The sequence below is a fragment of the Paraburkholderia sp. GAS206C genome (genome assembly GCF_050435645.1).
Classification (GTDB): Bacteria; Pseudomonadota; Gammaproteobacteria; order Burkholderiales; family Burkholderiaceae; genus Paraburkholderia; species Paraburkholderia phenazinium_B.
Map to the genome: position 1 here is coordinate 322,654 of NZ_JBNDKR010000009.1, position 21,163 is coordinate 343,816.

At 62.7% G+C, this 21,163-nt stretch carries 17 protein-coding genes and 1 pseudogene; 10 read left to right on the plus strand and 8 right to left on the minus strand.

The annotated features are described in order from the left end of the window. Nucleotides 1-12 precede the first annotated feature (12 nt). Nucleotides 13-2,112 (minus strand): FUSC family protein, encoded by a 2,100-nt coding sequence (locus P3T20_RS26105; protein ID WP_429288259.1) that lies wholly within the window; start codon nucleotides 2,110-2,112, stop codon nucleotides 13-15. A gap of 308 nt (nucleotides 2,113-2,420) precedes the next feature. Here P3T20_RS26105 and P3T20_RS26110 point away from each other — a divergent pair, with 308 nt between their 5' ends. Beyond that, nucleotides 2,421-3,632 (plus strand): dienelactone hydrolase family protein, encoded by a 1,212-nt coding sequence (locus tag P3T20_RS26110; RefSeq protein ID WP_167379380.1) that lies wholly within the window; start codon nucleotides 2,421-2,423, stop codon nucleotides 3,630-3,632. An 80-nt stretch (nucleotides 3,633-3,712) separates the two neighbouring features. Continuing rightward, the gene (locus P3T20_RS26115; protein WP_074264013.1) at nucleotides 3,713-4,093 is read left to right on the plus strand and encodes a DUF5594 family protein; all 381 of its coding nucleotides are present in this window, start codon (nucleotides 3,713-3,715) and stop codon (nucleotides 4,091-4,093) included. Between the two features lie 80 nt (nucleotides 4,094-4,173). Here P3T20_RS26115 and P3T20_RS26120 read toward each other — a convergent pair whose 3' ends face one another. From P3T20_RS26120 to P3T20_RS26130, 3 genes are all read right to left on the minus strand, one after another. After that, a complete protein-coding gene (locus tag P3T20_RS26120) occupies nucleotides 4,174-5,889 on the minus strand; it encodes a hypothetical protein (protein ID WP_429288260.1) in 1,716 nt (571 codons plus the stop codon). A gap of 110 nt (nucleotides 5,890-5,999) precedes the next feature. Continuing rightward, a complete protein-coding gene (locus tag P3T20_RS26125; RefSeq protein ID WP_429288261.1) occupies nucleotides 6,000-7,580 on the minus strand; it encodes a methyl-accepting chemotaxis protein in 1,581 nt (526 codons plus the stop codon). Nucleotides 7,581-7,959: 379 nt separating this feature from the next. Then, the gene (locus P3T20_RS26130) at nucleotides 7,960-9,351 is read right to left on the minus strand and encodes a PLP-dependent aminotransferase family protein (protein ID WP_429288262.1); all 1,392 of its coding nucleotides are present in this window, start codon (nucleotides 9,349-9,351) and stop codon (nucleotides 7,960-7,962) included. 345 nt (nucleotides 9,352-9,696) lie between these two features. Between P3T20_RS26130 and P3T20_RS26135 the strand changes: the two genes are divergently transcribed. From P3T20_RS26135 to P3T20_RS26170, 8 genes are read left to right on the plus strand one after another with little or no spacing between them, the layout of a single operon-like run. Next, entirely contained in the window at nucleotides 9,697-10,179 is a 483-nt protein-coding gene (locus P3T20_RS26135; protein ID WP_074264016.1) for an MSMEG_0572/Sll0783 family nitrogen starvation response protein, read from the plus strand. An 18-nt stretch (nucleotides 10,180-10,197) separates the two neighbouring features. After that, nucleotides 10,198-11,253, plus strand: a complete 1,056-nt coding sequence (locus P3T20_RS26140) for a Nit6803 family nitrilase (RefSeq protein WP_429288263.1) — start codon at nucleotides 10,198-10,200, stop codon at nucleotides 11,251-11,253. Continuing rightward, a complete protein-coding gene (locus P3T20_RS26145) occupies nucleotides 11,246-12,316 on the plus strand; it encodes an MSMEG_0568 family radical SAM protein (RefSeq protein ID WP_429288326.1) in 1,071 nt (356 codons plus the stop codon). The genes P3T20_RS26140 and P3T20_RS26145 overlap by 8 nt, the downstream gene beginning before the upstream one ends. A gap of 2 nt (nucleotides 12,317-12,318) precedes the next feature. Further along, nucleotides 12,319-12,894, plus strand: coding sequence for an MSMEG_0567/Sll0786 family nitrogen starvation N-acetyltransferase (locus tag P3T20_RS26150; protein ID WP_429288264.1), 576 nt, complete (start codon nucleotides 12,319-12,321; stop codon nucleotides 12,892-12,894). Next, entirely contained in the window at nucleotides 12,891-13,877 is a 987-nt protein-coding gene (locus P3T20_RS26155) for a sll0787 family AIR synthase-like protein (protein WP_429288265.1), read from the plus strand. The genes P3T20_RS26150 and P3T20_RS26155 overlap by 4 nt, the downstream gene beginning before the upstream one ends. Beyond that, on the plus strand, nucleotides 13,874-15,052 hold the full coding sequence (locus P3T20_RS26160) for an MSMEG_0565 family glycosyltransferase (RefSeq protein ID WP_429288266.1): 1,179 nt from the start codon (nucleotides 13,874-13,876) through the stop codon (nucleotides 15,050-15,052). The genes P3T20_RS26155 and P3T20_RS26160 overlap by 4 nt, the downstream gene beginning before the upstream one ends. Before the next feature lie 24 nt (nucleotides 15,053-15,076). Further along, nucleotides 15,077-15,361, plus strand: a complete 285-nt coding sequence (locus P3T20_RS26165) for an MSMEG_0570 family nitrogen starvation response protein (RefSeq protein ID WP_429288267.1) — start codon at nucleotides 15,077-15,079, stop codon at nucleotides 15,359-15,361. A gap of 25 nt (nucleotides 15,362-15,386) precedes the next feature. Next, complete coding sequence (locus P3T20_RS26170) at nucleotides 15,387-16,688, plus strand: MSMEG_0569 family flavin-dependent oxidoreductase (RefSeq protein ID WP_429288268.1); 1,302 nt, start codon at nucleotides 15,387-15,389, stop codon at nucleotides 16,686-16,688. 96 nt (nucleotides 16,689-16,784) lie between these two features. Here the strand turns inward: P3T20_RS26170 and P3T20_RS26175 are convergent, their stop codons facing one another. The 4 genes and pseudogenes from P3T20_RS26175 to P3T20_RS26190 form a co-directional block, all read right to left on the minus strand. Further along, nucleotides 16,785-18,926 (minus strand): phosphocholine-specific phospholipase C, encoded by a 2,142-nt coding sequence (locus tag P3T20_RS26175; protein WP_074264024.1) that lies wholly within the window; start codon nucleotides 18,924-18,926, stop codon nucleotides 16,785-16,787. Between the two features lie 79 nt (nucleotides 18,927-19,005). Further along, complete coding sequence (locus P3T20_RS26180; protein WP_143787484.1) at nucleotides 19,006-19,248, minus strand: hypothetical protein; 243 nt, start codon at nucleotides 19,246-19,248, stop codon at nucleotides 19,006-19,008. Between the two features lie 278 nt (nucleotides 19,249-19,526). Beyond that, nucleotides 19,527-20,381, minus strand: coding sequence for an alpha/beta fold hydrolase (locus P3T20_RS26185; RefSeq protein WP_074264025.1), 855 nt, complete (start codon nucleotides 20,379-20,381; stop codon nucleotides 19,527-19,529). Between the two features lie 14 nt (nucleotides 20,382-20,395). Beyond that, nucleotides 20,396-21,137, minus strand: a pseudogene (locus P3T20_RS26190) (TetR family transcriptional regulator C-terminal domain-containing protein). Nucleotides 21,138-21,163: the final 26 nt, after the last annotated feature.

Sequence of the window (21,163 nt, forward strand, 5' to 3'; positions counted from 1 at the left end):
TCAGTGGTCGCGTCATGTGGCAGCTTCCTGGTTGGGCGCGGCAGGTGGGCCAAGCGAAGCGATCGTGGCCGGAAACAGTGACAGGCGCAACCCGACCAGCGCATGCTGCGCATCGCGCAACTGCTTGGTATAGAGGGCCGTGCTGTTCGCTGTATTGAGGAGCCCAAGGGCGCCGACCCGAGCGAGCGCCGTGTCGATCGCGGACATCAGGCTCTCGGGCACGGGCTGGCGCTTGCGGCGCGCGACACAGGTTTCGAAGTGACCGCGGATGCCGTCGAGCACGTGGTCGATCGAAGCAGACGTCTCGCTGCCCAGCTTCAGACGCAGACGGCGCAAGTCGACCGCGTTAAAGGCAATGCGCAGATCGCGGAAGCTCTCGATGGACGGATGGCGGTTGTCGTCAGTCGCGGCGAGACGCGGGATCAACTGCATCAGGCGGTCCAGCATGCGCGCCGCCAGATTGCGTTGGTCTTCAATCGGCCTGGTCGAGGCGCTCAACACCACGTCGGCCCAGCTCGAACGCATCAGACGGGAGGCCGCAAGCTCGGCGCCGAACGGCCGCGTCACGCGGGTCCACAGATACGCGTACAACAGACCCGCGAGGCCCGCGAGGTTGCTGTTCACGAAGATAAAAAAGTCGGCATCGTAGGCGTCCTGAATGCTGATGAAGGTCGCGGTATTGACGGCCACCAGCATGGTCGCGAGATTAAACTGCGGACGCGGGATCAGCGTGCCGACGAGGATGAACGGCCCCGCGAACAGGATCACGAGCATCGGGAAATCGTGCACGTTCGGCAGCACAACGAACAGATAAAGTCCCGCCAGCACGACACTGGCCGAGGTCGCAGTGAAGAATTTGAACACTTGCGGCGCGGGCTCGTCGAGCGCCGCAAAAAAGCAGCATGCGATGGCGGCGAGCGTGACCGCGCCGGCGCCGTCGTTCCAGCCGGAACTGATCCACAGTACGCAGCCAAGAACGATCGCACCGACCGCCGAACCGGTGGAGAACAGCATCATGCCGCGGTCGAAATAGCGCTCCGTTCCGCCCACCCGCCAGTGCCGGAAGCGCGGCTGCCAGGTGCCGTCCTCTTCCACGACGATGCGCCGCAGCGTCCGGCAGTCCTGCCAGACGTCGATGACCTGCTTGAGCCGCCACAAGGCATTCGAAAGGACCGCGCCTTCCCAGGTGGCGAACGCCGCAGGCGGCGGCTGCAACGCGGCGATACGCTCGCGCAGGAGGTCGGCTTCGAGGTCGGGCCGCTCATGCTCCTTCGGGGGACGCAGCGGCGTGTTGAACCACTTGACGACATCGGCGAGCAGCGGCTCGAGTCCGGCAGGAGGCGTGCGGTGGTCGCCAAGCAACGCTATCAGAGGATCGGCCAGCGACGACATGATGGGCAGCAGCAGTTGCATGCGGCCGCGCAGGTCTTGAGCACGGCTTAGCACGTCGGGCCGGGTGTGATCGTAAGCGAGCTGGCTCAGCAGCAGTTCGAGGCTATTGACGGTGGCGGCGAGGCGCTGGCGGCAGGCCGAGATCGAGGCGCCCGCAATGCGCCCCGACAGCGTCTCGGTGGCGTAGATGGCGGCGTCGCGGAACCAGCCTTCGGTGCGCTCGATGATGGTCGGCGCGAGGCGGTTCGGCAGAACGACGCCGCCTACGACGCTCGCGCACACGATGCCGAGCAGGATCTCCTCGGTGCGGGTGACGGCGAGGTCGAAGACGGCGGTGGGATTGAAGACCGCCGGCAAGGCGATCAGCGGCATGGTGTAGCCCGCCAGCATGAAGACGTAGCTACGCGCGGTGCGGTCCGAGATCGCGAGATACAGCAGCGTGCCGGTCCACAGGGCGACGACCACGCTGAACAGATACGGGGATTCGACGAACGGCGGCACGAACAGCACCGCCGCCGATGCTCCAAGGGCGGTGCCGAGCGCCCGGTACAGCGCCTTCGAACGGGTCGCGCCCACGAAGGGATTGGAGACGATGTAGACCGTCGCCATGGCCCAGTAGGGCCGCGGCAACTGGAAGGCGAGCCCGAGGTAGAGGGCGAGCATGGCTGCCGCAAAGGTCTTGACCGAAAACAGCCAGTCGCGCAGTGAGGGGTAGACCATGGCTTGTTATGCGGTGGCACGCCGGGTGGAGGTGCATGAAGCTTGCATGATAAATGAGTCTGTCGCGATCGTGCGACATTGCAGCTAATGGAGGGCAAGCTGGTCAAGTTCTCCAGCGGTAATGTATCCGGTAGCCGCCGGGGCCTCAAGGGTACTGAAGACCTGGGCGGCGGCCTGGCGGCAGGCGATTCGTCCGCCGCGCGGTGTAGACCACCTGAAGGGTCGCAGACTACACTCTCATGCGGCGAACAAGGCGGCACGCTATCCCTCCACGCTGTATGGCTCGAAACGCGCATAGGCATTTAACAATGAGCGACAGGACTGCCCAATCCATCTGGCAACGCTGTATCCAGCTTCCAGGCCTGAGCGTGCGCTTCATGCGCTGCTGTGGTCTTCTGCTCGTCATGGCGAGTGTGCCTCTGCAGGCATGGGCGCAGCAGGCGCCGGCGAATGCCTCGTCTGACGAAACCGCGCTATTGCCGGGTCTCGTGCGTGAACCCATCGCACTGCAGATCACCTTGCCGGATGGCACGAAGCCCAACCTCGAAGCCCTGGTGGTACGCCCGGACCGCCCCGGGCGCTGGCCGCTGGTGCTGATGACGCCCGGCACGCCGCGCGTCGCTGCGACGGGTGTTGGAGACCGTGCGCCGGAACTGCTGCTGACCGCCGCGGTGGCGTTTGCGCAACGAGGGTACGCCGCCGTGATCGTCTTGCGCCGCGGCTTCGGGCACTCGGACGGTCCGTATGCAGAGAGCGGAGGTCCGTGCCGCAGCCCCGACTATCTCTCGCCCGGTAAGGCGTCGGCCGACGACTTGCTGGGCGCGCTGGACTCGTTGCGTGCGCAACCTTGGGTAGACGCTCAGCGCGTGCTGTTGCTCGGCAAATCGACCGGCGGTCTTGCCGTGCTCGCGGCGTCGGCGCGCAATCCGCAAGGCGTGGTTGGAGTGCTCGATTTCGCCGGCGGCCGTGGCTCGAGCCGCCCTGACTTTGTGTGCCGGCCGGATCAACTGATCGAGGCGGTCGAGCAGTATGGCTCGACGGCGAAGATGCCGAGCCAGTGGGTGTGGTCGGAGAACGATCATTATTTCAACCCTGATCTCGCGCGGCAAATGCTTGCGGCCTATACCTCGCACGGCGCGTCGGCGCAGCTTGCGGTGTTGCCACCGTTTGGCGACGACGGTCATGAACTGCTCTACGATGCCCCCGCTGAAGTCTGGTGGCCGACGGTCGAACCGTTCCTGAAGACGTTGAATCTGCCGACCCAGATCGTCGTGCAGTTGCCTGCCCCCGCTGCGCTGCCGCAACCGCCTGGTCTGAATGAGGGCTGCCGGGACCGGTTTGCGCTGTATGGCGCCTCGCGCAACGAAGGCAAGGCATTTGTGATCGCCGCAGGCGGGCATTGCTCGAATACGCTGATCGAGCGCACACCGCAGGAAGCCGCCGAGCATGCATTGGCGTATTGCAGATCGAGGTGGTCGGAGTGCGAGGTTTATGCGCTGGGGCAGCGGGTGGTTCAGTAGGGACGCGTGGCGGTCTGGCCCGTACGCGGCCCGTCTCCCTCGTGCTACGATGGCTCGCCAAGCTCGACGGAGAGATCGATATGAATCCGGAGACCGTAGCCAGGTTCGACCACGAATTCGCCCCCCGCATTGCAACGACCATCGCCGCCTTGTTCGACACGGGTGTGCACGCGGAAGTGTTGCCGTATCACGGCCACGGCCATCCGACCAGCGTCAGGGTATGGGCCGAACCGATCGAAGTGGTGCGGCATTATCCGCACAAGCTCAATCTGCATCTGACCTGGGACAGCGACGAAATCGAGCGTCTGATGGGAGAGGGCGGCGAGGCGCGCTTCGCCAGTTATCTGAATGCGATTCCGCGTAAGCTCGATGCATGGCACAACGCGCGCGAGGTCGATTTTCGCTCGCATACTCAGGCCGAGCCCGAGATATTGATCGGCGGTCTGGATTTCGAGTCCTGACGCCGGTGCTGTGAAGCAACCGGCGCCGTACCCGCCGGGTCTGTCGGGTTCAGAGGACGAGTCCCGTCCTCCTGGGCCCGTTAGAACCGATTCCCGTTCGTGGCAATGCTACCCGGCGTGAACGACACGCCACGCAGCACTTCACCGAAGCCGGCACTACGCAGCGTCACGAACTTCTCCCTGGCGGCGCCAGCGGCGGTCGTGTTCTTCAGCACATCGCGCGTCACCACCAGGCGGTTCGGATCAGCGCCAATATCGCCATTGCCGCTGACCGTCGACGTAATCGCCCAGATCGTCACCGTGCCGTCGCTTTCGACGCGGCCGGTCAGATTGCGCAGGCCGTCGGTAGCAGGCGCCCATGGCAGGCCTGTGGCCGAATTCGAACCCGTCGGATAGCCCGGTACTGTGTACTCCGTACCAAGATTCAGACCGGCCTGAAGCGTATAGGCCAGCGTCCACTTTTTCGCCGAGGCGTTGTAGATCCATTTCTGCAGCCCTGCACCCGTTTGCGCGGCGGCATGCGTGAACAGATCGGTGCCGCCGGTGTAGCCGTCGCCTTCATCCGCAACGTACAGCGTCGTGGCGTTGGCGAACCACATGCCGAAGGGGAAGGCGGGCGTCGTCAGCTCCTTGGTGAGCGTCGTGGGGAAGCCTGCCAGGATACACATATTGCTGGGCAGGCCGCTCGTTTGCAGCGTCGCGAAATCAAAGGAAAGCGGCGTGGTGGGCAGCTTCGCGTTGGCCGCCGGCACGCCTGTGCCGGACGGGCAGGCCTTGCCGGTGGTGTCGAGGAAGTACACCGTATTCACGCCGTTGCTGCCGCTGCCCTTCGTGTAGTACAACACATTGTTGTAGATCGTGATGCCGCGGAAGTTGTCGTCCTTGCCGATCTTGTCGGCTTTGGCGCCGAGTTCGGTGACGGAGAAGCTGCCGAGCGGTGTCGGTGCGCCCGGGTTTTGCTGCGCCTCGGACTGGTTCGACGCTTGCACGATCTGCGCGCCTGTGCCGATGATCACGCCGTCGGGTTGCGGGTTCGAACCGTTGCCGGCATTGCCGGTGGCGTAGAAAAAGTCGTGGCCGTTGCTGTCGTTCAGAATGGCGGCGCGTCCGTTATCGCCGCTGAAGGCATTCGTTTCGGTGAAGCGGAAATTGCCCAGACCATCCACGCGTGCAATCCCGCGAAACACGTTCTGCCCATCCGGATTGGTCGGGTCGACTTCGCCGGGCGTATTCGCGTTCGAGGCATCGATCGCGTTCACGGGCGCAACGTAGCCGACAAAGCTCAGGTAGCGGCCGTCGGTAGACAGATGCAACGCCAGTTCGGATTTCGAACTAAAGCTCGTGACCAGCTGGCCGTTCGAATCGCGCTGGGGATGCAGACTGTTGGGGACTTCGAGTGAGCTGACCATTTCGCCCGAAGGCGTCAGCTGATCGAGATAGATGCGCGACGTGATACCGAAGTTCGAGTCGGACAGCACGTTGTTCCAGACGTACGGATAGGTGCCGTCGACCGTGGCGCCGGTGCTGCAGCCTCCGGTCGTGTTGGCACAGTTCGGCGGCAGGATCGTGCCCACCTGGACATTGCTCGACAGATTGTCATACACACTGCGGCTAACCACCAGCAAGCCGGGAAAGAACGGGGTTTGGCCGCCAAAAGGAAATTGCTGCGCACATGCACCGGCGCTTGCAGCGATCAGCGTGAGCGCTACCAATGGGTTTCGCGCTTTGAGAACAGAACGGGAATTGAAGCGGGAAAGAGCGCCGGTGAGCAGGCGCGAGCGGGCAGCGGTTTGCATCTGTAGTCTCCGTACAGCATTGGGGGAATATTAGTGACGGACCTGCAGGACAACCGCGCTACCGTAGCAGCGCTTCGTGAACGATTATTGACGTAGCGCTTTCAGATTCGTCAGGCAGTCTCTCCCAATCGAAAGAAACTGACGCTTTCCACGAGGCCAGACGCCTTGTTCTGCACTGCATCGGCGGCCGCGGCGGCCTGCTCGACGAGTGCCGCGTTGCTTTGTGTGACCTGATCCATCTGGTTCACAGCGTCGTTCACCTCGGCAATGCCGGTGGCCTGATCGACCGTAGCGGTTGCAATCGCTTCGACAATGCGCGTGACGCTACCCGCGCTTTCCACCACGCCATCCATCGTGTCGCTCGCGCGATGGATCAGTTGTGTGCCGACTTCGATGGTCGACACCGAGTCGCGAATCAGTTCCTTGATCTCGCGCGCGGCGTCCGCCGAGCGCTGCGCGAGACTGCGCACTTCGCTTGCGACCACGGCGAAGCCGCGTCCCTGGCTGCCCGCGCGAGCCGCTTCGACTGCGGCATTGAGCGCGAGAATGTTGGTCTGCGCTGCAATGGCTTCGACCACACCGGTGATGTCGACGATCCGCTTCGACGCCGCGTTGATCTGCGCCATCGTGCGCACTGCGTCGCTCATCACGACGCCGCCGTCACGCGCCGCTTGTGCCGCGGTTTGTGCAAGTGTGGTTGCGTTGCGTGCATGACTTGCGTTCTGTTGGACAGAGTCTGTGAAATGCTGCATCGATGCGGCGGTTTCTTCGAGCGACGCCGCCTGCTGCTCAGTGCGTGCGGACAGATCCAGATTGCCCGCGGCAATTTGCTGGGTGGCGGCAGAAATGGTCGTGGCGCCCTCGCGGATTTCGCTGACGATATGGCGCAGCCGGTGATTCATGTCGTTAAGTGCAATCAGCAACTGGCCTGTTTCGTCGCTGCTCTCGACGATCACGTCGGCACGCAGATCACCTGCGGCCACCGCTTGCGCTACGCCCACGGCTTGCCTGACCGGCACGGTGATGCTGCGGCTCAGAAACCAGACCGCCGCGGCGCCGGCCACGAGTGCCGCCAGCACGACGACCAGCAGCAGGGTGCACGCGAGGTGGTAAGCGTTGAGGGAGGCCTGTTCGATGCGCTGGTTCGAAGCCTGCGCCTGTTGCATGACCGAAGCGACAATCGCGTCGATCGCATTGGTCGGCGCACGGTCGATGCCTTTGACGAGTGCGTCGACAATATGCGGGCTGTTGGGGTTGGCGACGTCGAAATGCTGAAGTGCGCCAAGATAGCTCGTCTGCAGCGACTCATGCGTGGCAATCGCATTGTCGACGCCATCGGGATTCACGCTCAACGCAGCCAACTGGCTTCTGAGTTTTTGCAACGCGGCGGTGGTCTTGTCGCTCTGTGCGATGAACGCCTGCCGATGAGTGGCGAGCGCGGTCGCATCGGCGCTGCGCAATAGCAGATCTTTCCATTCCTGAACCTGCTTCTTGAACTCGACCTGGGCGACGCGGGCGGTGTCGGCCGCCTGGCTGTATTGCTCGAGGGTCAAGGCGGATTCGGTCTGCAGCGTGTGCGTCTTCGAGAGCGCATGCCATCCTTCCAGCCCGACCACCATCGTCGCCGCCAACAGTACGGCGCCTAGCAATGCCAGCTTGGCGGCAATTTTCAGATTTCTAAAAAACGACACAACTACTCCTGGATACGTTAAACGGATTGCTGCTTGTCGCCCACGCTTGTGGCATCGGCGCAGCAGCTGGGACCGGTAGGGGCGGTCGGATGTTACGGCACGGTGAAGTGCGCCGCGAGTCCGGAAGGGCCGTGATGAGTATTTGAACTGTTTATGGCGGGGCGGTAGCGTCACGCCCTGCAGCGAGTCAATCTTCAGACTATTGAGCGTGTCTTGCATCGTCATTGCTGATGCGAGGCACGACGTCTCATGCGGGTATACGGCGGCGGCGCCGCAAACTTGAGCGGGCTTGGACGTGGCCCACTTTCGGCGTGTTACGGACGCGGCCTTTTGATTGGCTTTCGGCGCTGCGTTTAGCGCCTCTCTTTGCGCTCGCGGCTCACATGATTGCTGAATGCAGATGATGCGGATGCTCGAGCGTTTCGGCGATGATGCGCAACGCTTCCTCGCACTCTTCGCGATTCTTCGAGCCACCAAGACACACGCGCACTGCATTAGGCGGATTGCCATCGGTCGAAAACGCGGCGCTGGCAACGGCCGCGATGCCCTGGTTGCGCAACTGCAGCGCCAGCTCGGACGAACTCCAACCGTCGACGCCCGGAATCGGCAGCCACAGATGAAAGCCATCCGCATGCGCATCGTAAGACCAGCCATCGAGGACGCGTGCCGCGATCGTCTGACGGGCTCTGGACTCGCTGCGAATGGCGTTGAGCATCTCTTGCGCAGTGCCGTCGATCACCCATTGGGTCGCGAGCGACACCGTAAACGGACTTGCCATGACAGTGGTTGCGCGCAGTGCGCCGGCGAGGCGTTGCGTCTGACGTGGCGTAGGCGCCTGCAGATAGGCGACCCGCAAGCCTGCCCCAAGGCTTTTGGAGAGACCTGTGACGTAGTAGGTCAATTCAGGCGCGAAACTCGCCAGTGTGTCGGGCGCCTGCAGGGGCAACATGGCGTAGGCGTCATCTTCGATGATCGGCACGCTGTAGCGTAGCGCCACATCCGCGAGCGCTTCGCGGCGCTTGTTGGTGAGCGTGAGGGTACTGGGATTCTGCAGCGTCGGATTGCAATAGAACGCACTGGGTTTGTCGGTCTTGCAGAGTGCTTCGAACGCATGCGCAAGCGGCCCTTCGTCGTCGCGTGCAAGCGCCTGCAGGCGCACGCCTAGTTGCGCGGCGATCGCCTTGATGCCTGGATAGGCGAGCGTGTCGAGACAGATCATCGCCCCTGGCCGCGCGAGTTGCGAAACGAGCGCCACCAGCGCGCTATGAATGCCGGGGCACACCAGCACGTTTTCCGCCGGGCAGTCGGGCAGGCGGCGTTTGAGCCACCCGGCGCCGGCTGCCTTGTCGGCCGGCGAGCCGCCGAAGTCCTGATAGCGCAGCAACTGATAGGGATCGCTATCGGCCATTAGACGGGCGGCCGATTCGCGCAAACGCGCGGCGTATTCCGCCGGCTCGGGTGGCGTGTTCATCGTCATCTCGATGCTGCTGCCGCCGGAGAGTGGCAGCGTGGCGGTGCGGCCGCGCACGAAAGTGCCGCTGCCGGCGCGCGAATCGAGCAGGCCGCGCTTCTTCGCTTCGGCGTAGGCGCGTGCCACCGTGGTGTAGTTGAGCGACAGCTCGTCGGCCAGATCGCGCAGGCCCGGCAGCCGGTCGCGTGGCCGCAGCCGCCCGGTGGCGAGATCTTCTTCAATCAGATCGGGAATCGCGAGGTAAGCCGGTTTGCGGATTTCGGCGAGGCGTTTGATCCAGTGATGTGTCGGGCTACTCATCGTTTTTGTACGGCTAAAAAGTGATCGCTTTCAATGATCGGATTGATCGTTTCTGGTGAATGACTGCACCGGCTGTGCGCATTTACATCGTGCTATTGCCCCTGGCTGGTGCGGTCAACGCGGTAAACGGCGCTTCTATTGGCTGCGCTCGCTATACGCAAGCTTCAGGCCAAAAAATTTTTCGGGGCGCTTAACGAATGATCGTCTGTTTGATTGGAAAGTGATCGCATCGGCCCACGCTTTCAATGGCACGGCCGTTGCGTTAGTAAGCGCGGCGCAGACGTCTTGTGGCGCCGTGCGACCACGCGACATTTACCGTTCACGCAAACCACATTGGAGAGTGCCATGCCTGCCGTCAACAAACCGCTGCATCAGAAGGGCGATTACCTCGTCGACTACGAAGAGAAGGTCTTCGAGGATGTGAAGGCCGAGCCGGGCGAAAAAGCGCTGGTCACGTTTCACACGGTGGCCTTTGAAGGCTCGATCGGCTTCGTCAACCTGCTGCAGGCCACCCGTTTGCAACGCAAAGGCTTCGAGACGTCAGTGCTGCTCTACGGGCCAGGCGTCACGCTCGGCTTGCAACGCGGCTTTCCTACGCTCGGCGACGAAGCCTTCCCTGGTCATCTGAACTTCAACAAGCAGTTGACCAAGTTCATGGAAGAGGGCGGCAAGGTGTATGCGTGCCGTTTCGCGCTGCAGGCGCTGTATGGACACGGTGAGGCTTCGCTGATCGAAGGCATTCGCCCGATCAGCCCGCTTGACGTGCTCGACATCCAGCTTCTGCATCGTAAGGACAACGCGCTGATTATCCACACCTGGACGGTCTGAGCACGGGCGGCCATCACCATGTCTGAAAAACGCATCGTCCGTGCCGCCGCGGTCCAGATTTCACCGGACTTCGAGCGCAGCGACGGCACACTCAACAAGGTCTGCGAAGCAATCGATCAGGCAGCACGCGAAGGCGTGCAACTGATCGTGTTTCCTGAGACCTTCGTGCCGTATTACCCGTACTTCTCGTTCGTGCGGCCGCCGGTGGCCTCCGGTGCCGATCACATGAAGTTGTACGAAGAGGCGGTCGTGGTGCCGGGGCCTGTGACACAGGCCGTCGCCGAGCGGGCGCGCTTGCATCGCATGGTGGTTGTGCTCGGTGTCAACGAGCGCGATCACGGCAGCCTCTACAACACGCAGCTGATCTTCGACGTGGACGGCCAGTTGCTGCTGAAGCGCCGCAAGATCACGCCGACGTTTCACGAACGGATGATCTGGGGGCAAGGCGATGCGGCAGGGCTGAAGGTGGTGCAGACTGCCTATGCGCGTGTCGGTGCGCTCGCTTGCTGGGAGCACTACAACCCGCTCGCGCGCTATGCGCTGATGACGCAGCATGAGGAGATTCATTGCAGCCAGTTTCCGGGCTCGCTGGTGGGGCCGATCTTTGCTGAGCAGATCGAAGTAACGATCCGGCATCACGCACTGGAGTCGGGCTGCTTCGTCGTCAACGCGACGGGATGGCTGACCGAAGCGCAGATCGCTTCGGTCACCAGCGACACGGGTCTGCAGAAGGCGCTGCGCGGCGGCTGCAATACGGCGATCGTCTCGCCGGAAGGGCAGCATCTCGCGGCGCCGCTGCGCGAAGGCGAAGGCATGGTGATCGCAGATCTCGACATGGCGCTGATCACCAAGCGCAAACGCATGATGGATTCGGTGGGCCACTACGCGCGGCCCGAACTGCTGAGCCTCGCGATCAACGAACGGCCGGCCACGACCGTCTCGCCGATGCCTTCATGGGGCGCTTCTGCCAGCGCTTTTGCCCCTGAAACAGCCACTGATTTCAACTCAACCATTGGATGCCGCGATGAACGCCAACGAGACCCTGCCAGCCGCGAGCCGGCAATTGATGACTGAGTTGCAATCGGTGGGCCTGCGGCTCGCCGATCCGGGTACAGGCGTCGCCAGCCGGCGCGGCGGCGCTGGGCCGTCGGACCACAAGGCCGTGACGGTGGATGGCGTGACGATCATGGTGCCGGTGCATACCAACACCGCGTGGCATTCTCCCTTCGTCGCGGCGCCCGCCGACGCGAGCGGTACCAGTTCGCTGCTGCGCGGCACGATTCCGATCGCCAATATCAGCTTCCCGAAGGCGCCGCGTTTCTATGGCATGCAGACGCTCGATGGCGTGCCGTATTCGCACATCGCCACGCTGCATAGTGCCGACGTGCTGGCGACCACGGTGCTGCAGACCTGCATCCGCTACGAGAGCCGTCGCAAGACCTGCAAGTTCTGCGCGATCGGCCAGTCGTTGGCGGCAGGCCGCACGATTGCCCGCAAGACTCCCGAGCAGCTCGCCGAGGTGGCGCGCGCGGCCGTGCTGCTCGACGGCGTGAAGCATATGGTGTTGACCACCGGCACGCCGCCCACCAGCGACCGCGGCGCGCAGATCCTGTGCGAAAGCGCGTTTGCGATCCGCGCGGCAGTCGATCTGCCGATTCAGGCGCAATGCGAACCGCCGGACGACGACCGCTGGTTCGCCCGCATGAAAGCGAGCGGTATCGATACGCTTGGCATGCATCTCGAAGTGGTGACACCTTCATTGCGCGAACGCATCATGCCCGGCAAGTCGAGCGTGCCGCTGTCGCGCTACATGGAGTCGTTCAAGGCGGCTGTGGCCGTATTTGGACGCGGCCAGGTCAGCACTTATATCCTCGCCGGACTCGGCGATACGGCTGAAGCCATTCTGACGATGTCGCGCGAGCTCATCGAGCTCGGTGTCTATCCGTTCGTGGTGCCATTCGTGCCGATCAGCGGCACGCCGCTCGAGGATCATCCGGCGCCTACGCCTGAATTCATGAAGTCGGTTCTGCAGCCGCTCGGGGCGATGCTTTCGGAAGCGGGCCTTCGCTCGAGCGACATCAAGGCGGGTTGCGGCAAGTGCGGCGCGTGTTCGTCGCTCTCTTCGTACGAGGTGTGATCATGTTTGGCGAAGCGATTGCGGGCGCATCCGAAGAACTCGATCTCACACCGGTGTTGTACACGCCGACCGAATTTCGCATCAAATGGACCACGCTGCCGTGGGAAGCTGAGGAAGCCTACAAGCTGCGGCGTGCGGTGTTCTGCATCGAGCAGGGCATCTTTGTCGGCGACGATCGCGACGAGGTCGATGAACGTGCCCAGCAACTGGTGGCGGTGAGCTGTATTGCGGGAATGCCCGAGCAGGTAGTGGGCACGGTGCGCATCCATCAGGAGGCGCCAGGTGTGTGGTACGGCTCACGGCTAGCGGTGCACGCGGCGTTTCGACGTCACGGCAAGATTGGCGCGACGCTGATACGGCTTGCCGTGACGAGCGCTCATGCGCTAGGTTGCGAGACGTTTCTCGCGCACGTGCAAAGCCAGAATGTGCCGATGTTTCAGACGCTGCATTGGGATGCGCTGGCGCAGGAGACGATGCTTGGACGTCCGCATCATCTGATGCAGGCGCAACTCGAGCACTACCCGCCGTGCACCACTCCGCGCAGCGGCTTTGTTGCGAAATCGCGGAGCGCGTCATGAGCGTGGCGGATCTCGTCGCCAGCTTGCGCGAGAGCCGCGGCTTCCGGCACAAGACCGATATTGCCGGCGTGGTGTCGTCGCTTGCGCGTCAGCTGCCGGGCGGCGCCGGCGATCTCGGTCAGGCGGTGGCCGTGGGCGACGATTGCGCGGCCTTGCCGGATGGTGACGGTTATCTGTTGTTCGCCATTGAAGGGATGGTCAGCGACTTCGTGCAGGCGATGCCGTGGTTCGCGGGCTACAGCAGCGTGATGGTCAACGTCAGCGATATCTACGCGATGGGCGGCCGTCCGCTCGCGGTGGTGGACGCGCTCTGGAGCAATGGCATCGAGGCGGCGCATGAGGTGCTCACGGGGATGGCGGCGGCTTCGGTGGCGTACGGGGTGCCGATTGTGGGTGGGCACACCAATGCACGCAGCGATCAGGCGCAACTGGCGGTGTCGATCCTCGGCCGCGCCAAGGCGCTGCTGTCGAGCTTCAACGCGCGTCCCGGCGATCGTCTGCTGATGGCGGTTGATCTGCGTGGCCGCTTCGAAGAACCGTATCCGTTCTGGAATGCTTCGGTGGGCGCGCCGGCTGCGCGTCTGCGAGACGATCTGGAGTTGCTGCCGCGGCTGGCGGAGAGCGGACTGTGCGACGCGGCCAAAGACATCAGCATGGCAGGCACGCTTGGTACGGCATTGATGTTGCTCGAATGCTCGCGGGTCGGCGCGCGTATCGATCTCGATGCAATTCCTAAACCGGCTGACGTGCCGCTGGCACGCTGGGTTACCGCGTTTCCGAGCTACGGCTATCTGCTCGCGGTGCGCGAAGAACACGTCGAGCGCGTGCAGGCCCAGTTCGTGGCGCGTGCGCTTGATTGCGCCGTGATTGGAACGGTGGATGCAACGCGCGAGGTTGTTGCGCATCGCGGCGATGACGCCGCCGTGTTGTGGGACTTTAGCGGTGAGCCGTTTATCGTCCCGACGGATCAGGTGCTGCAATGAACACGGGCACATTGCGCATCGGGCTGCTGACGCATTCGGTCAATCCGCGCGGCGGCGTTGTGCATACGCTCGAACTCGCGAGCGCACTCAGCGCGCAGGGCCACGATGTCACGGTGTTCGCGCCAGCAACGAACGGCGAGATGCTATTTCGTACGCCGCCTTGTCGTGTGGTGTATGCGCCCGTGATCGGGTCGCAAGCCGGTACGGTAGCGCTGGTCGATGCGCGCATTCGTGCCTTGAAACGCAGTGTGCTTGAGCACGGCACGACCGCGTTCGATGTCTTGCATGCCGAGGACAGCATCAGCGGCAACGCGTTGGCGGAACTCAGGGAAGAAGGTGCGATCCGCGGTTTCGTGCGCACTGTGCACCACCTGGATCACTTCGACGATCCACGCCTCGCGGCATGGCAGGAGCGCGCGTATCGCGACGCGGATCAGGTTTTGTGCGTGAGCGACACATGGACGCGTGAAATGCTCAGCCGTTATGGAATTACTGCGGTCACAGTACCGAATGGCGTCGATCCAACACGTTTCACGTCATATACATCGTCTGCCGACGAGGTCATGCAGCAGCAACTCGGACTCGGAGCAGGCCCGCTGATTCTCGCGGTGGGTGGCGTCGAAGCGCGCAAGAACACGCTCGCGCTACTTCATGCATTTGCCGCAGTGCGCACAGTGTTTGCCGAGGCGCAACTGGTCGTCGCGGGCGGGGCCAGTCTGCTCGATCACGATGCATACACGCGGCGCTTTATCCAGCGAGCAGCGGAACTAGGTTTATCTATCGGACCGCAGGAAAGCATCGTCGTCACCGGGCCTCTTGAAGATGCTGCGATGCCCGCGTTATTTCGCAGCGCCGACGTGCTGGCGATGGTATCGATACACGAGGGCTTCGGACTCGTTGTCCTGGAGGCGCTCGCCTGCGGCACGCCGGTTGTTGCGTCGGCGATCGCACCGTTCACGGAATACCTCGATAGCGCCACTTGCTGCTGGGCTACGCCGACCGACACGAAGTCAATTGCCGCAGCGCTGCTGCACGTGCTCAATGGCGAGCATGCCACCGATTTCACCCATGCGGTACCCGCGCTGCTCGCCCGCTTTAGCTGGGCCGCGAGCGCGCACCGTCATGTCGACGTCTACCGCGCATGGCTGGCACGCCAGCCGCTAGCGATGCACTAAAGTCACTTGCACAAAGGAATTCCCATGCCTGTCATGCACTTTCGCATTCAATGGCCCGATGGCGAGGAAGCGAACTGCTACTCGCCGTCACGGGTAGTCAGCGACTTTTTTACGCCGGGCCATATGTATCCGCTCGACGATTTCGTCAAACGCTCGCGTGAGGCGCTCAACATTGCTTCGGAGCGGGTGCGGCAGAAGTATGGTTTCGCGTGCTCGGCAGCGATGGATCAACTCGCGCAGATCGAACACGACGCGCAGCGCTTTCGCGATCACGCGGACGCCACCGTGAAAGTCATCGAACTGGTCTGAACGTTATTATTTGCAAGGACGCATCATGTCGAACACAGCGCATTCCATGAGCGCGGGTCCACGCGGCAATGGCCATTACAGCGTGCTCGTCGTTGGCGGCGGGCAGGCGGGCCTGTCGGTCAGCTATTACCTGAAGCAGGCCGGCGTCGATCACCTCGTGCTCGAAAAGCAGACCGTCACGCACACCTGGCGCAAGCAGCGCTGGGATGCGTTCTGCCTCGTCACGCCGAACTGGCAATGCGCGTTGCCAGGCTACCCGTACTCCGGCGACGATCCGCATGGCTTCATGAAAAAGGACGAAATCATCGCGTACCTCGATGGCTTCATTGCGATGGTGGATGCACCGCTGCTCGAGCACACGCAGGTCAGCCGCGTGAAGCGCCAGGAGGATGGCAGCTATGCGGTGGCCACCTCGCAGGGTGATTTCACGGCTGACCACGTCGTGGTGGCTTCAGGCGGCTACCACACGCCGATCGTGCCACGCATGGCAGAGCGTCTGCCAGTGCAGATCGTGCAGCTGCAGTCGTCTGAGTATCGCAATCCGCAGGCGCTACCAGAAGGTGCGGTGCTGGTGGTAGGCTCAGGGCAGTCCGGTGCGCAAATCGCGGAGGACCTGCATCTGGCCGGCCGCAAGGTGGTGCTTGCCGTAGGCGAGGCGCCGCGCTGCGCACGCTTTTATCGCGGGCGCGATGTGGTGGATTGGCTCGCGGATATGCAGTACTACGATATGCCGGTAGAAAAACATCCGTTGCGCGAAGGGGTGCGCGACAACACCAATCACTATGTGACCGGCCGCGACGGCGGACGCGATATCGACTTGCGCCGCTTTGCCGCCGAGGGCATGGAATTATACGGGCGGCTCGAAGATCTGCGCGATGGGCAGTTGCATTTCCAGCCGAATCTCGCGGCCAATCTCGACGATGCGGACGACACGTATAACCGCATCAATGCAAGCATCGACGCTTTCATCGAAAAGAATGGTATCAGTGCGCCGCCAGGCGTTCCCTACGAGCCTTTATGGCAGCCTCCGCACGAACGCGCGACGCTCGAACTTGCAGCGAGCGGTATTACATCGATCATCTGGTGTATCGGCTTTACGCCCGACTTTAGCTGGATCGATGCGCCGGTGTTCAACGGGCGCGGTTATCCGGCCCATCACCGCGGCGTGACGCCGGTCGAAGGATTGTATTTCGTCGGCTTGCCGTGGTTGCATACATGGGGCTCGGGCCGCTTCTCGGGAATTGCGCGCGATGCGGAATACGTCGTGCAGGCGCTTCTTGCAAAAGAGCGTGAGCGGGCCGCGACGTGTGCGTCGATGGCGGCTTGAGAGGCGTGACAAAATAAAACTGCCTGGACTGCGCAGAAGTCTCGCAGTTCAGGCAGTGTTTCGACGGTTAGCGATTTAAGCGTCGCTATCCGATGCTCAAGCGCCCAATGCCGGATCGCTAAAGCTGCTGTGTCCCGTTTCGACGTGGCCACCAAGGCGCCGCGTGAAGGTCGGGTCCGTATCGACGGTCACCGTCAGGTCGTACCAGCCATAAGCGGCGCGCAGGTCGAGATAGATCTCGTCCGTCTTGCCGCCGGCCACCTTTTGCCGGATCACCATGCTCGGATCGTACGCATTGGTGATAGTGAACTCGCAATGTGCCGTGCCCTGGTTCTCGAGACGCAACTGCAGATTGCCGTTGGCGACGTCGTAGCCTTCAGCCACTTCCGGATTGGCCACTTCCGATTTGCTCCACCAGTTCGACGCTGCCACGGGCTTGCCGGCGAAGCGGCGCAGATAGCCGTTCGGGCCGTACACGGTGTAGTCGTAGGTGCCGTTGGCGTTGAGCGGCAACTGGTCGTCAAGGCGCTTGCCCGCTTCGACGGTGTAGGTCAGCGGTGCCGTGCTGCTGTTGGTCGAATAGACGAGGAACGCTGCGCCGGCCTGTCCGCTGTTCACGAAGCCCAGCGCGATCTTGCCTTGCGATGCGCCGCTGCGCAGCCGCACGAAGAATTCGTAGGGCAGTGCGCGCGCCGGGCGCACGCCAGGTTCCTGCTTCGGCACGGCCTGCACGAGCGGCGGAACTGGCACATAGTCCGGATGACGCAACTGGTCCGGCGGAGCGTAGCCAGTCGTGCTCGGCAGCGTCGGCGTGGCGTCGTTCGGATTGACGAAGTTGAATGCCGACATCAGGTCACCGGACACCGCACGGCGCCACGGCGTGATATTCGATTCGCCGAGGTCGTGATTGTGGCCGAAGCGCTTTTCGATAAAGCGGATCACCGACGTGTGGTCGAACACTTGCGAGCACACATAACCGCCCTTCGACCACGGCGACACCACGATCATCGGCACGCGCGGACCCATGCCGTACGGGCCGTTTACATTTTCGCCGGCCGGATATTGGCCGTTGCCCAGATAGATCTCGTTGGTGTTGGCGACAGTCGACAGGCCGTTGGCGCTCGAAGCCGGTGCGAACGGGGGCGGCACGTGATCGAAGAAACCGTCGTTCTCGTCGTAGTTGATGAGCAGCACCGTTTTGCTCCACACCTCCGGGTTGGAGGTCAGAACCTGCAGCACCTGATCGACGTACCATGCGCCGTAGTTCGCGGGCCAGTTCGGATGCTCGGAATACGCTTCCGGAGCGACGATCCACGAGACTTGCGGCAGCGTATTGTTGGTCACATCCTGCTTGAGGATATCGAAGTAAGTGCCGCCGTTTGCCACGTTGGTGCCGGTGCGCGCCTTGTCGTACAGCGGATTGCCCGGCGTCGCGTTGCGATACTGGTTGAAGTAGAGCAGCGAGTTGTCGCCGTAGTTGCCGATATACGCATCGGAGCCCCAGCCCCACGAACCGGCCGCGTTCAGGCCGGTGCCGATGTCCTGATAGATCTTCCACGAAATACCGGCGTTTTGCAGCACTTCCGGATACGTCGACCAGCCGTAGCCGAGCTCGGAGTTGTCGATCACCGGGCCGCCGCCGCTGCCGTCGTTACCCACCCAGCCGGTCCACATGTAGTAGCGGTTCGGGTCGGTCGGTCCCAGCAGCGAGCAGTGATACGCGTCGCAAATCGTGAATGCGTCGGCCAGCGCGTAATGGAACGGAATGTCGTCGCGCGTCATGTACGCCATCGTCGTGGTGCCCTTCGCAGGCACCCACTGGTTGTACAGGCCACCGTTCCATGCCGTGTGCGTGGTGTCCCAGTCGTGCGCCAGATCCTGCAGGAACTGCAGGCCGAGATTCGGCGCGCTCGGACGGAACGGCAGCACGTAGCCCGCGTCAGCGGTAATGCCTTCGGTGAGCGGTTGGTACCACACCGGGTTGCCGGTGGGCAGCGTGATGGCGCGCGTGTCGCCAAAGCCGCGCACGCCGCGCAGCGTGCCGAAGTAGTGGTCGAATGCGCGGTTTTCCTGCATCAGGATGATGATGTGCTCGACGTCCTGGATATTGCCTTTGGCGTTGTTGGCGGGAATCGCGAGTGCGTTGCGAATGCCGAGGGGCAGCATGCTCAACGCGGTTGCAGAACCCGCAGCCGAGGCGGCTGCGCGCAGAAAATCACGGCGATTTTTTGATGTCATGTTGGGCTTCGATCTTCAGGGAAGGAATATGCGCGACGGTGAGCAAACGGGTAGAACCGGCGCGGGGAGTCGGACGACCTCAATCAACGGTGTGAATCACGGGTGTTACAAGACTGTCGGACGCCGCGGCTCCGACCTGGGCGGCGGTCGGCGGCGGTGTCTGGAAGGCGTTGGGCGGCAGCCCGGCTGCTGCCGCCGGCGCCGCCTGGGTGGCAACGTTTTGCGGCATCGCGTAGGGCGCGGGCGGCGCGGAGTTGACCTGATCTGAGGTCGTCGTTGCCGTTTCAGGTGCCTTGTCGTCGTCGTTGCTGCATGCGCTCAAAGTGACGCTTACGCAGGCACACAACGACGCCGCCAATGCCGCTCTTCCGAACGTGTGCAGCCGCGCGCGTGGTGCTGCCGCCAAACGTTTACCCGGGGGTTGGGATTCGAAAAGCTCGCTTCGCTCAGACCTGGAAGACATGGGAGGCCTTTGACGGTATTGGGGGGACATTGGCCAAGGTGACGCACCCCGGCTCAGCACCGTCGAAGGATAACTACTTACCTGTGTAAGATTTATGAACGTTGGGGAAGAAGTTGTAATTGTGTATGTTTGCGCAATTAACCACTTTGCGTGGTCGCGACAGACCTGACAAACGCGACGATCGCCGCGTTGAGCGCGTCAGGCGTGTCGCGATGCGGCGAGTGTCCGCAGGCATCGAGCTTGAGGAGATGTGCCTGAGGTACGCACGTGGCGATCGTATCGAGGTGCGCCATCGTGCCGTAGTGATCGTCGTGCCCCTGTGCTGCAAGCAACGGGCAGCGGATCGCGCGTAATTCCTCGGCAATGCTCCACGTTCTGTAAGCTGGACTCAACCAGATGTCGCTCCAGCCGTAGAACGCCGAATCGACATCGGCGTGAAAGCGACTGAGCTTCTCGCGCAGGCCGGCGTGCTCGTAGGCCGCTTTGGTCTCGGCGATTCCTTGCAGCGAAATATCTTCCGCGAACACATGCGGCGCGATAGAGATAGCGCCTGCCAGCAGGCGCGGAAACGAAGCGGCGTATAGCAGCGCGATCGAAGCGCCGTCGCTATGGCCGATCACCCACATGCGTGCGCGTTCTTCGGGCCCGATACGCAATGCTTCCAGCAACGCCGGCAAAACGTCGCGTGCCTGAATGCTCAGATAATCGACCGGCCAGACGGTATCGCGTGGTCGCGGCGTCGAGTGGCCATAGCCGGGACGCGAATAGACGAGACCACGCATGCCGAGCTGGTCGCAGAGCTGTTGCGGCCAGCCGCGCCACATGGCAATCGAGCCGAGTCCTTCATGTAGAAACAACGCGATCGGCGCCGCGCGCAATTCGGCATTGATCCACTGGTATTCGATTCGCAGCGCCTCGCGTGCGGAGGTGGCCGGCAAGATGGCGAATTCGCTTGCGGTTGCTGTGCCGTCCGTTGCGGCCTGGATTTGCATGCGTGACAACGTCGTTACAGTTGAGTCCGGTTCGCAACAGGCGATACCGCACCGCATGCACGAATCACCAGTTGCACCACTTCCTCGGTGGAGGCTTCGAACGCCTTCTGCGTCAGCGCACGTTTGCCGCCGAGTGCCAGAATCTGCGCGTCGAAGTCGGCGTAGTGCTGAGTGGTCGCCCAGATCATGTACATGAGGGTTTGCGCGCTCACGGGTGCGAGCAGACCGCGTGCGATCCAGTCGTCGATCACTTTCACGCGGCTCTCGAGCCAGGGCTTCACACGTTGCGTGAGAATATCCTGCATATGCTCCGCACCGTGGATGATTTCGTTGGCCCACACTTTCGAGCCCAGTGGCCGCCGCCGCGACAACTCCATCTTCACCCGCACGTAGCCGCTGATCGCTTCGACTGGATCGTCGCTGCCCTCGAACGTATCCGCGGCACGATGCCAGTCTTCGAACAGATCTTCGAGCACCCTGCGATACAACGCCAGCTTCGTAGGGAAGTAGTAATGCAGGTTAGCTTTCGGTAAGCCCGCACGTTCTGCAATCATCGCCGTGCTGGCGCCTTCCAGTCCCCGCTCGGCGAATACCGCTTCCGCACAGGCCAGCAGATGGGCCTCGTTCGATTCGCGGATGTGCGCCTTGCGCCGCCGCAAAGGTGTGGGGGTGTCGTCGTTTCCCGCGATGTCGGCTGCCACTTCGTCGTGTCTCATTGTTGGCCTCGCGCGGCTCGTATGCCGCGTCGCGCTTCATTCTAGTCGTTCGCAAGATTTTGGACA

Bases quoted from the DNA above. Each gene is read 5' to 3' on its own strand.
- P3T20_RS26185 (WP_074264025.1), bottom strand. From the start codon at position 20,381: ATGCAAATCCAGGCCGCAACGGACGGCACAGCAACCGCAAGCGAATTC.
- P3T20_RS26160 (WP_429288266.1), top strand. From the start codon at position 13,874: ATGAACACGGGCACATTGCGCATCGGGCTGCTGACGCATTCGGTCAAT.
- P3T20_RS26150 (WP_429288264.1), top strand. From the start codon at position 12,319: ATGTTTGGCGAAGCGATTGCGGGCGCATCCGAAGAACTCGATCTCACA.
- P3T20_RS26115 (WP_074264013.1), top strand. From the start codon at position 3,713: ATGAATCCGGAGACCGTAGCCAGGTTCGACCACGAATTCGCCCCCCGC.
- P3T20_RS26155 (WP_429288265.1), top strand. From the start codon at position 12,891: ATGAGCGTGGCGGATCTCGTCGCCAGCTTGCGCGAGAGCCGCGGCTTC.
- P3T20_RS26130 (WP_429288262.1), bottom strand. From the start codon at position 9,351: ATGAGTAGCCCGACACATCACTGGATCAAACGCCTCGCCGAAATCCGC.
- P3T20_RS26140 (WP_429288263.1), top strand. From the start codon at position 10,198: ATGTCTGAAAAACGCATCGTCCGTGCCGCCGCGGTCCAGATTTCACCG.
- P3T20_RS26110 (WP_167379380.1), top strand. From the start codon at position 2,421: ATGAGCGACAGGACTGCCCAATCCATCTGGCAACGCTGTATCCAGCTT.
- P3T20_RS26175 (WP_074264024.1), bottom strand. From the start codon at position 18,926: ATGACATCAAAAAATCGCCGTGATTTTCTGCGCGCAGCCGCCTCGGCT.
- P3T20_RS26170 (WP_429288268.1), top strand. From the start codon at position 15,387: ATGTCGAACACAGCGCATTCCATGAGCGCGGGTCCACGCGGCAATGGC.
- P3T20_RS26165 (WP_429288267.1), top strand. From the start codon at position 15,077: ATGCCTGTCATGCACTTTCGCATTCAATGGCCCGATGGCGAGGAAGCG.
- P3T20_RS26120 (WP_429288260.1), bottom strand. From the start codon at position 5,889: ATGCAAACCGCTGCCCGCTCGCGCCTGCTCACCGGCGCTCTTTCCCGC.
- P3T20_RS26105 (WP_429288259.1), bottom strand. From the start codon at position 2,112: ATGGTCTACCCCTCACTGCGCGACTGGCTGTTTTCGGTCAAGACCTTT.
- P3T20_RS26145 (WP_429288326.1), top strand. From the start codon at position 11,246: ATGACTGAGTTGCAATCGGTGGGCCTGCGGCTCGCCGATCCGGGTACA.
- P3T20_RS26135 (WP_074264016.1), top strand. From the start codon at position 9,697: ATGCCTGCCGTCAACAAACCGCTGCATCAGAAGGGCGATTACCTCGTC.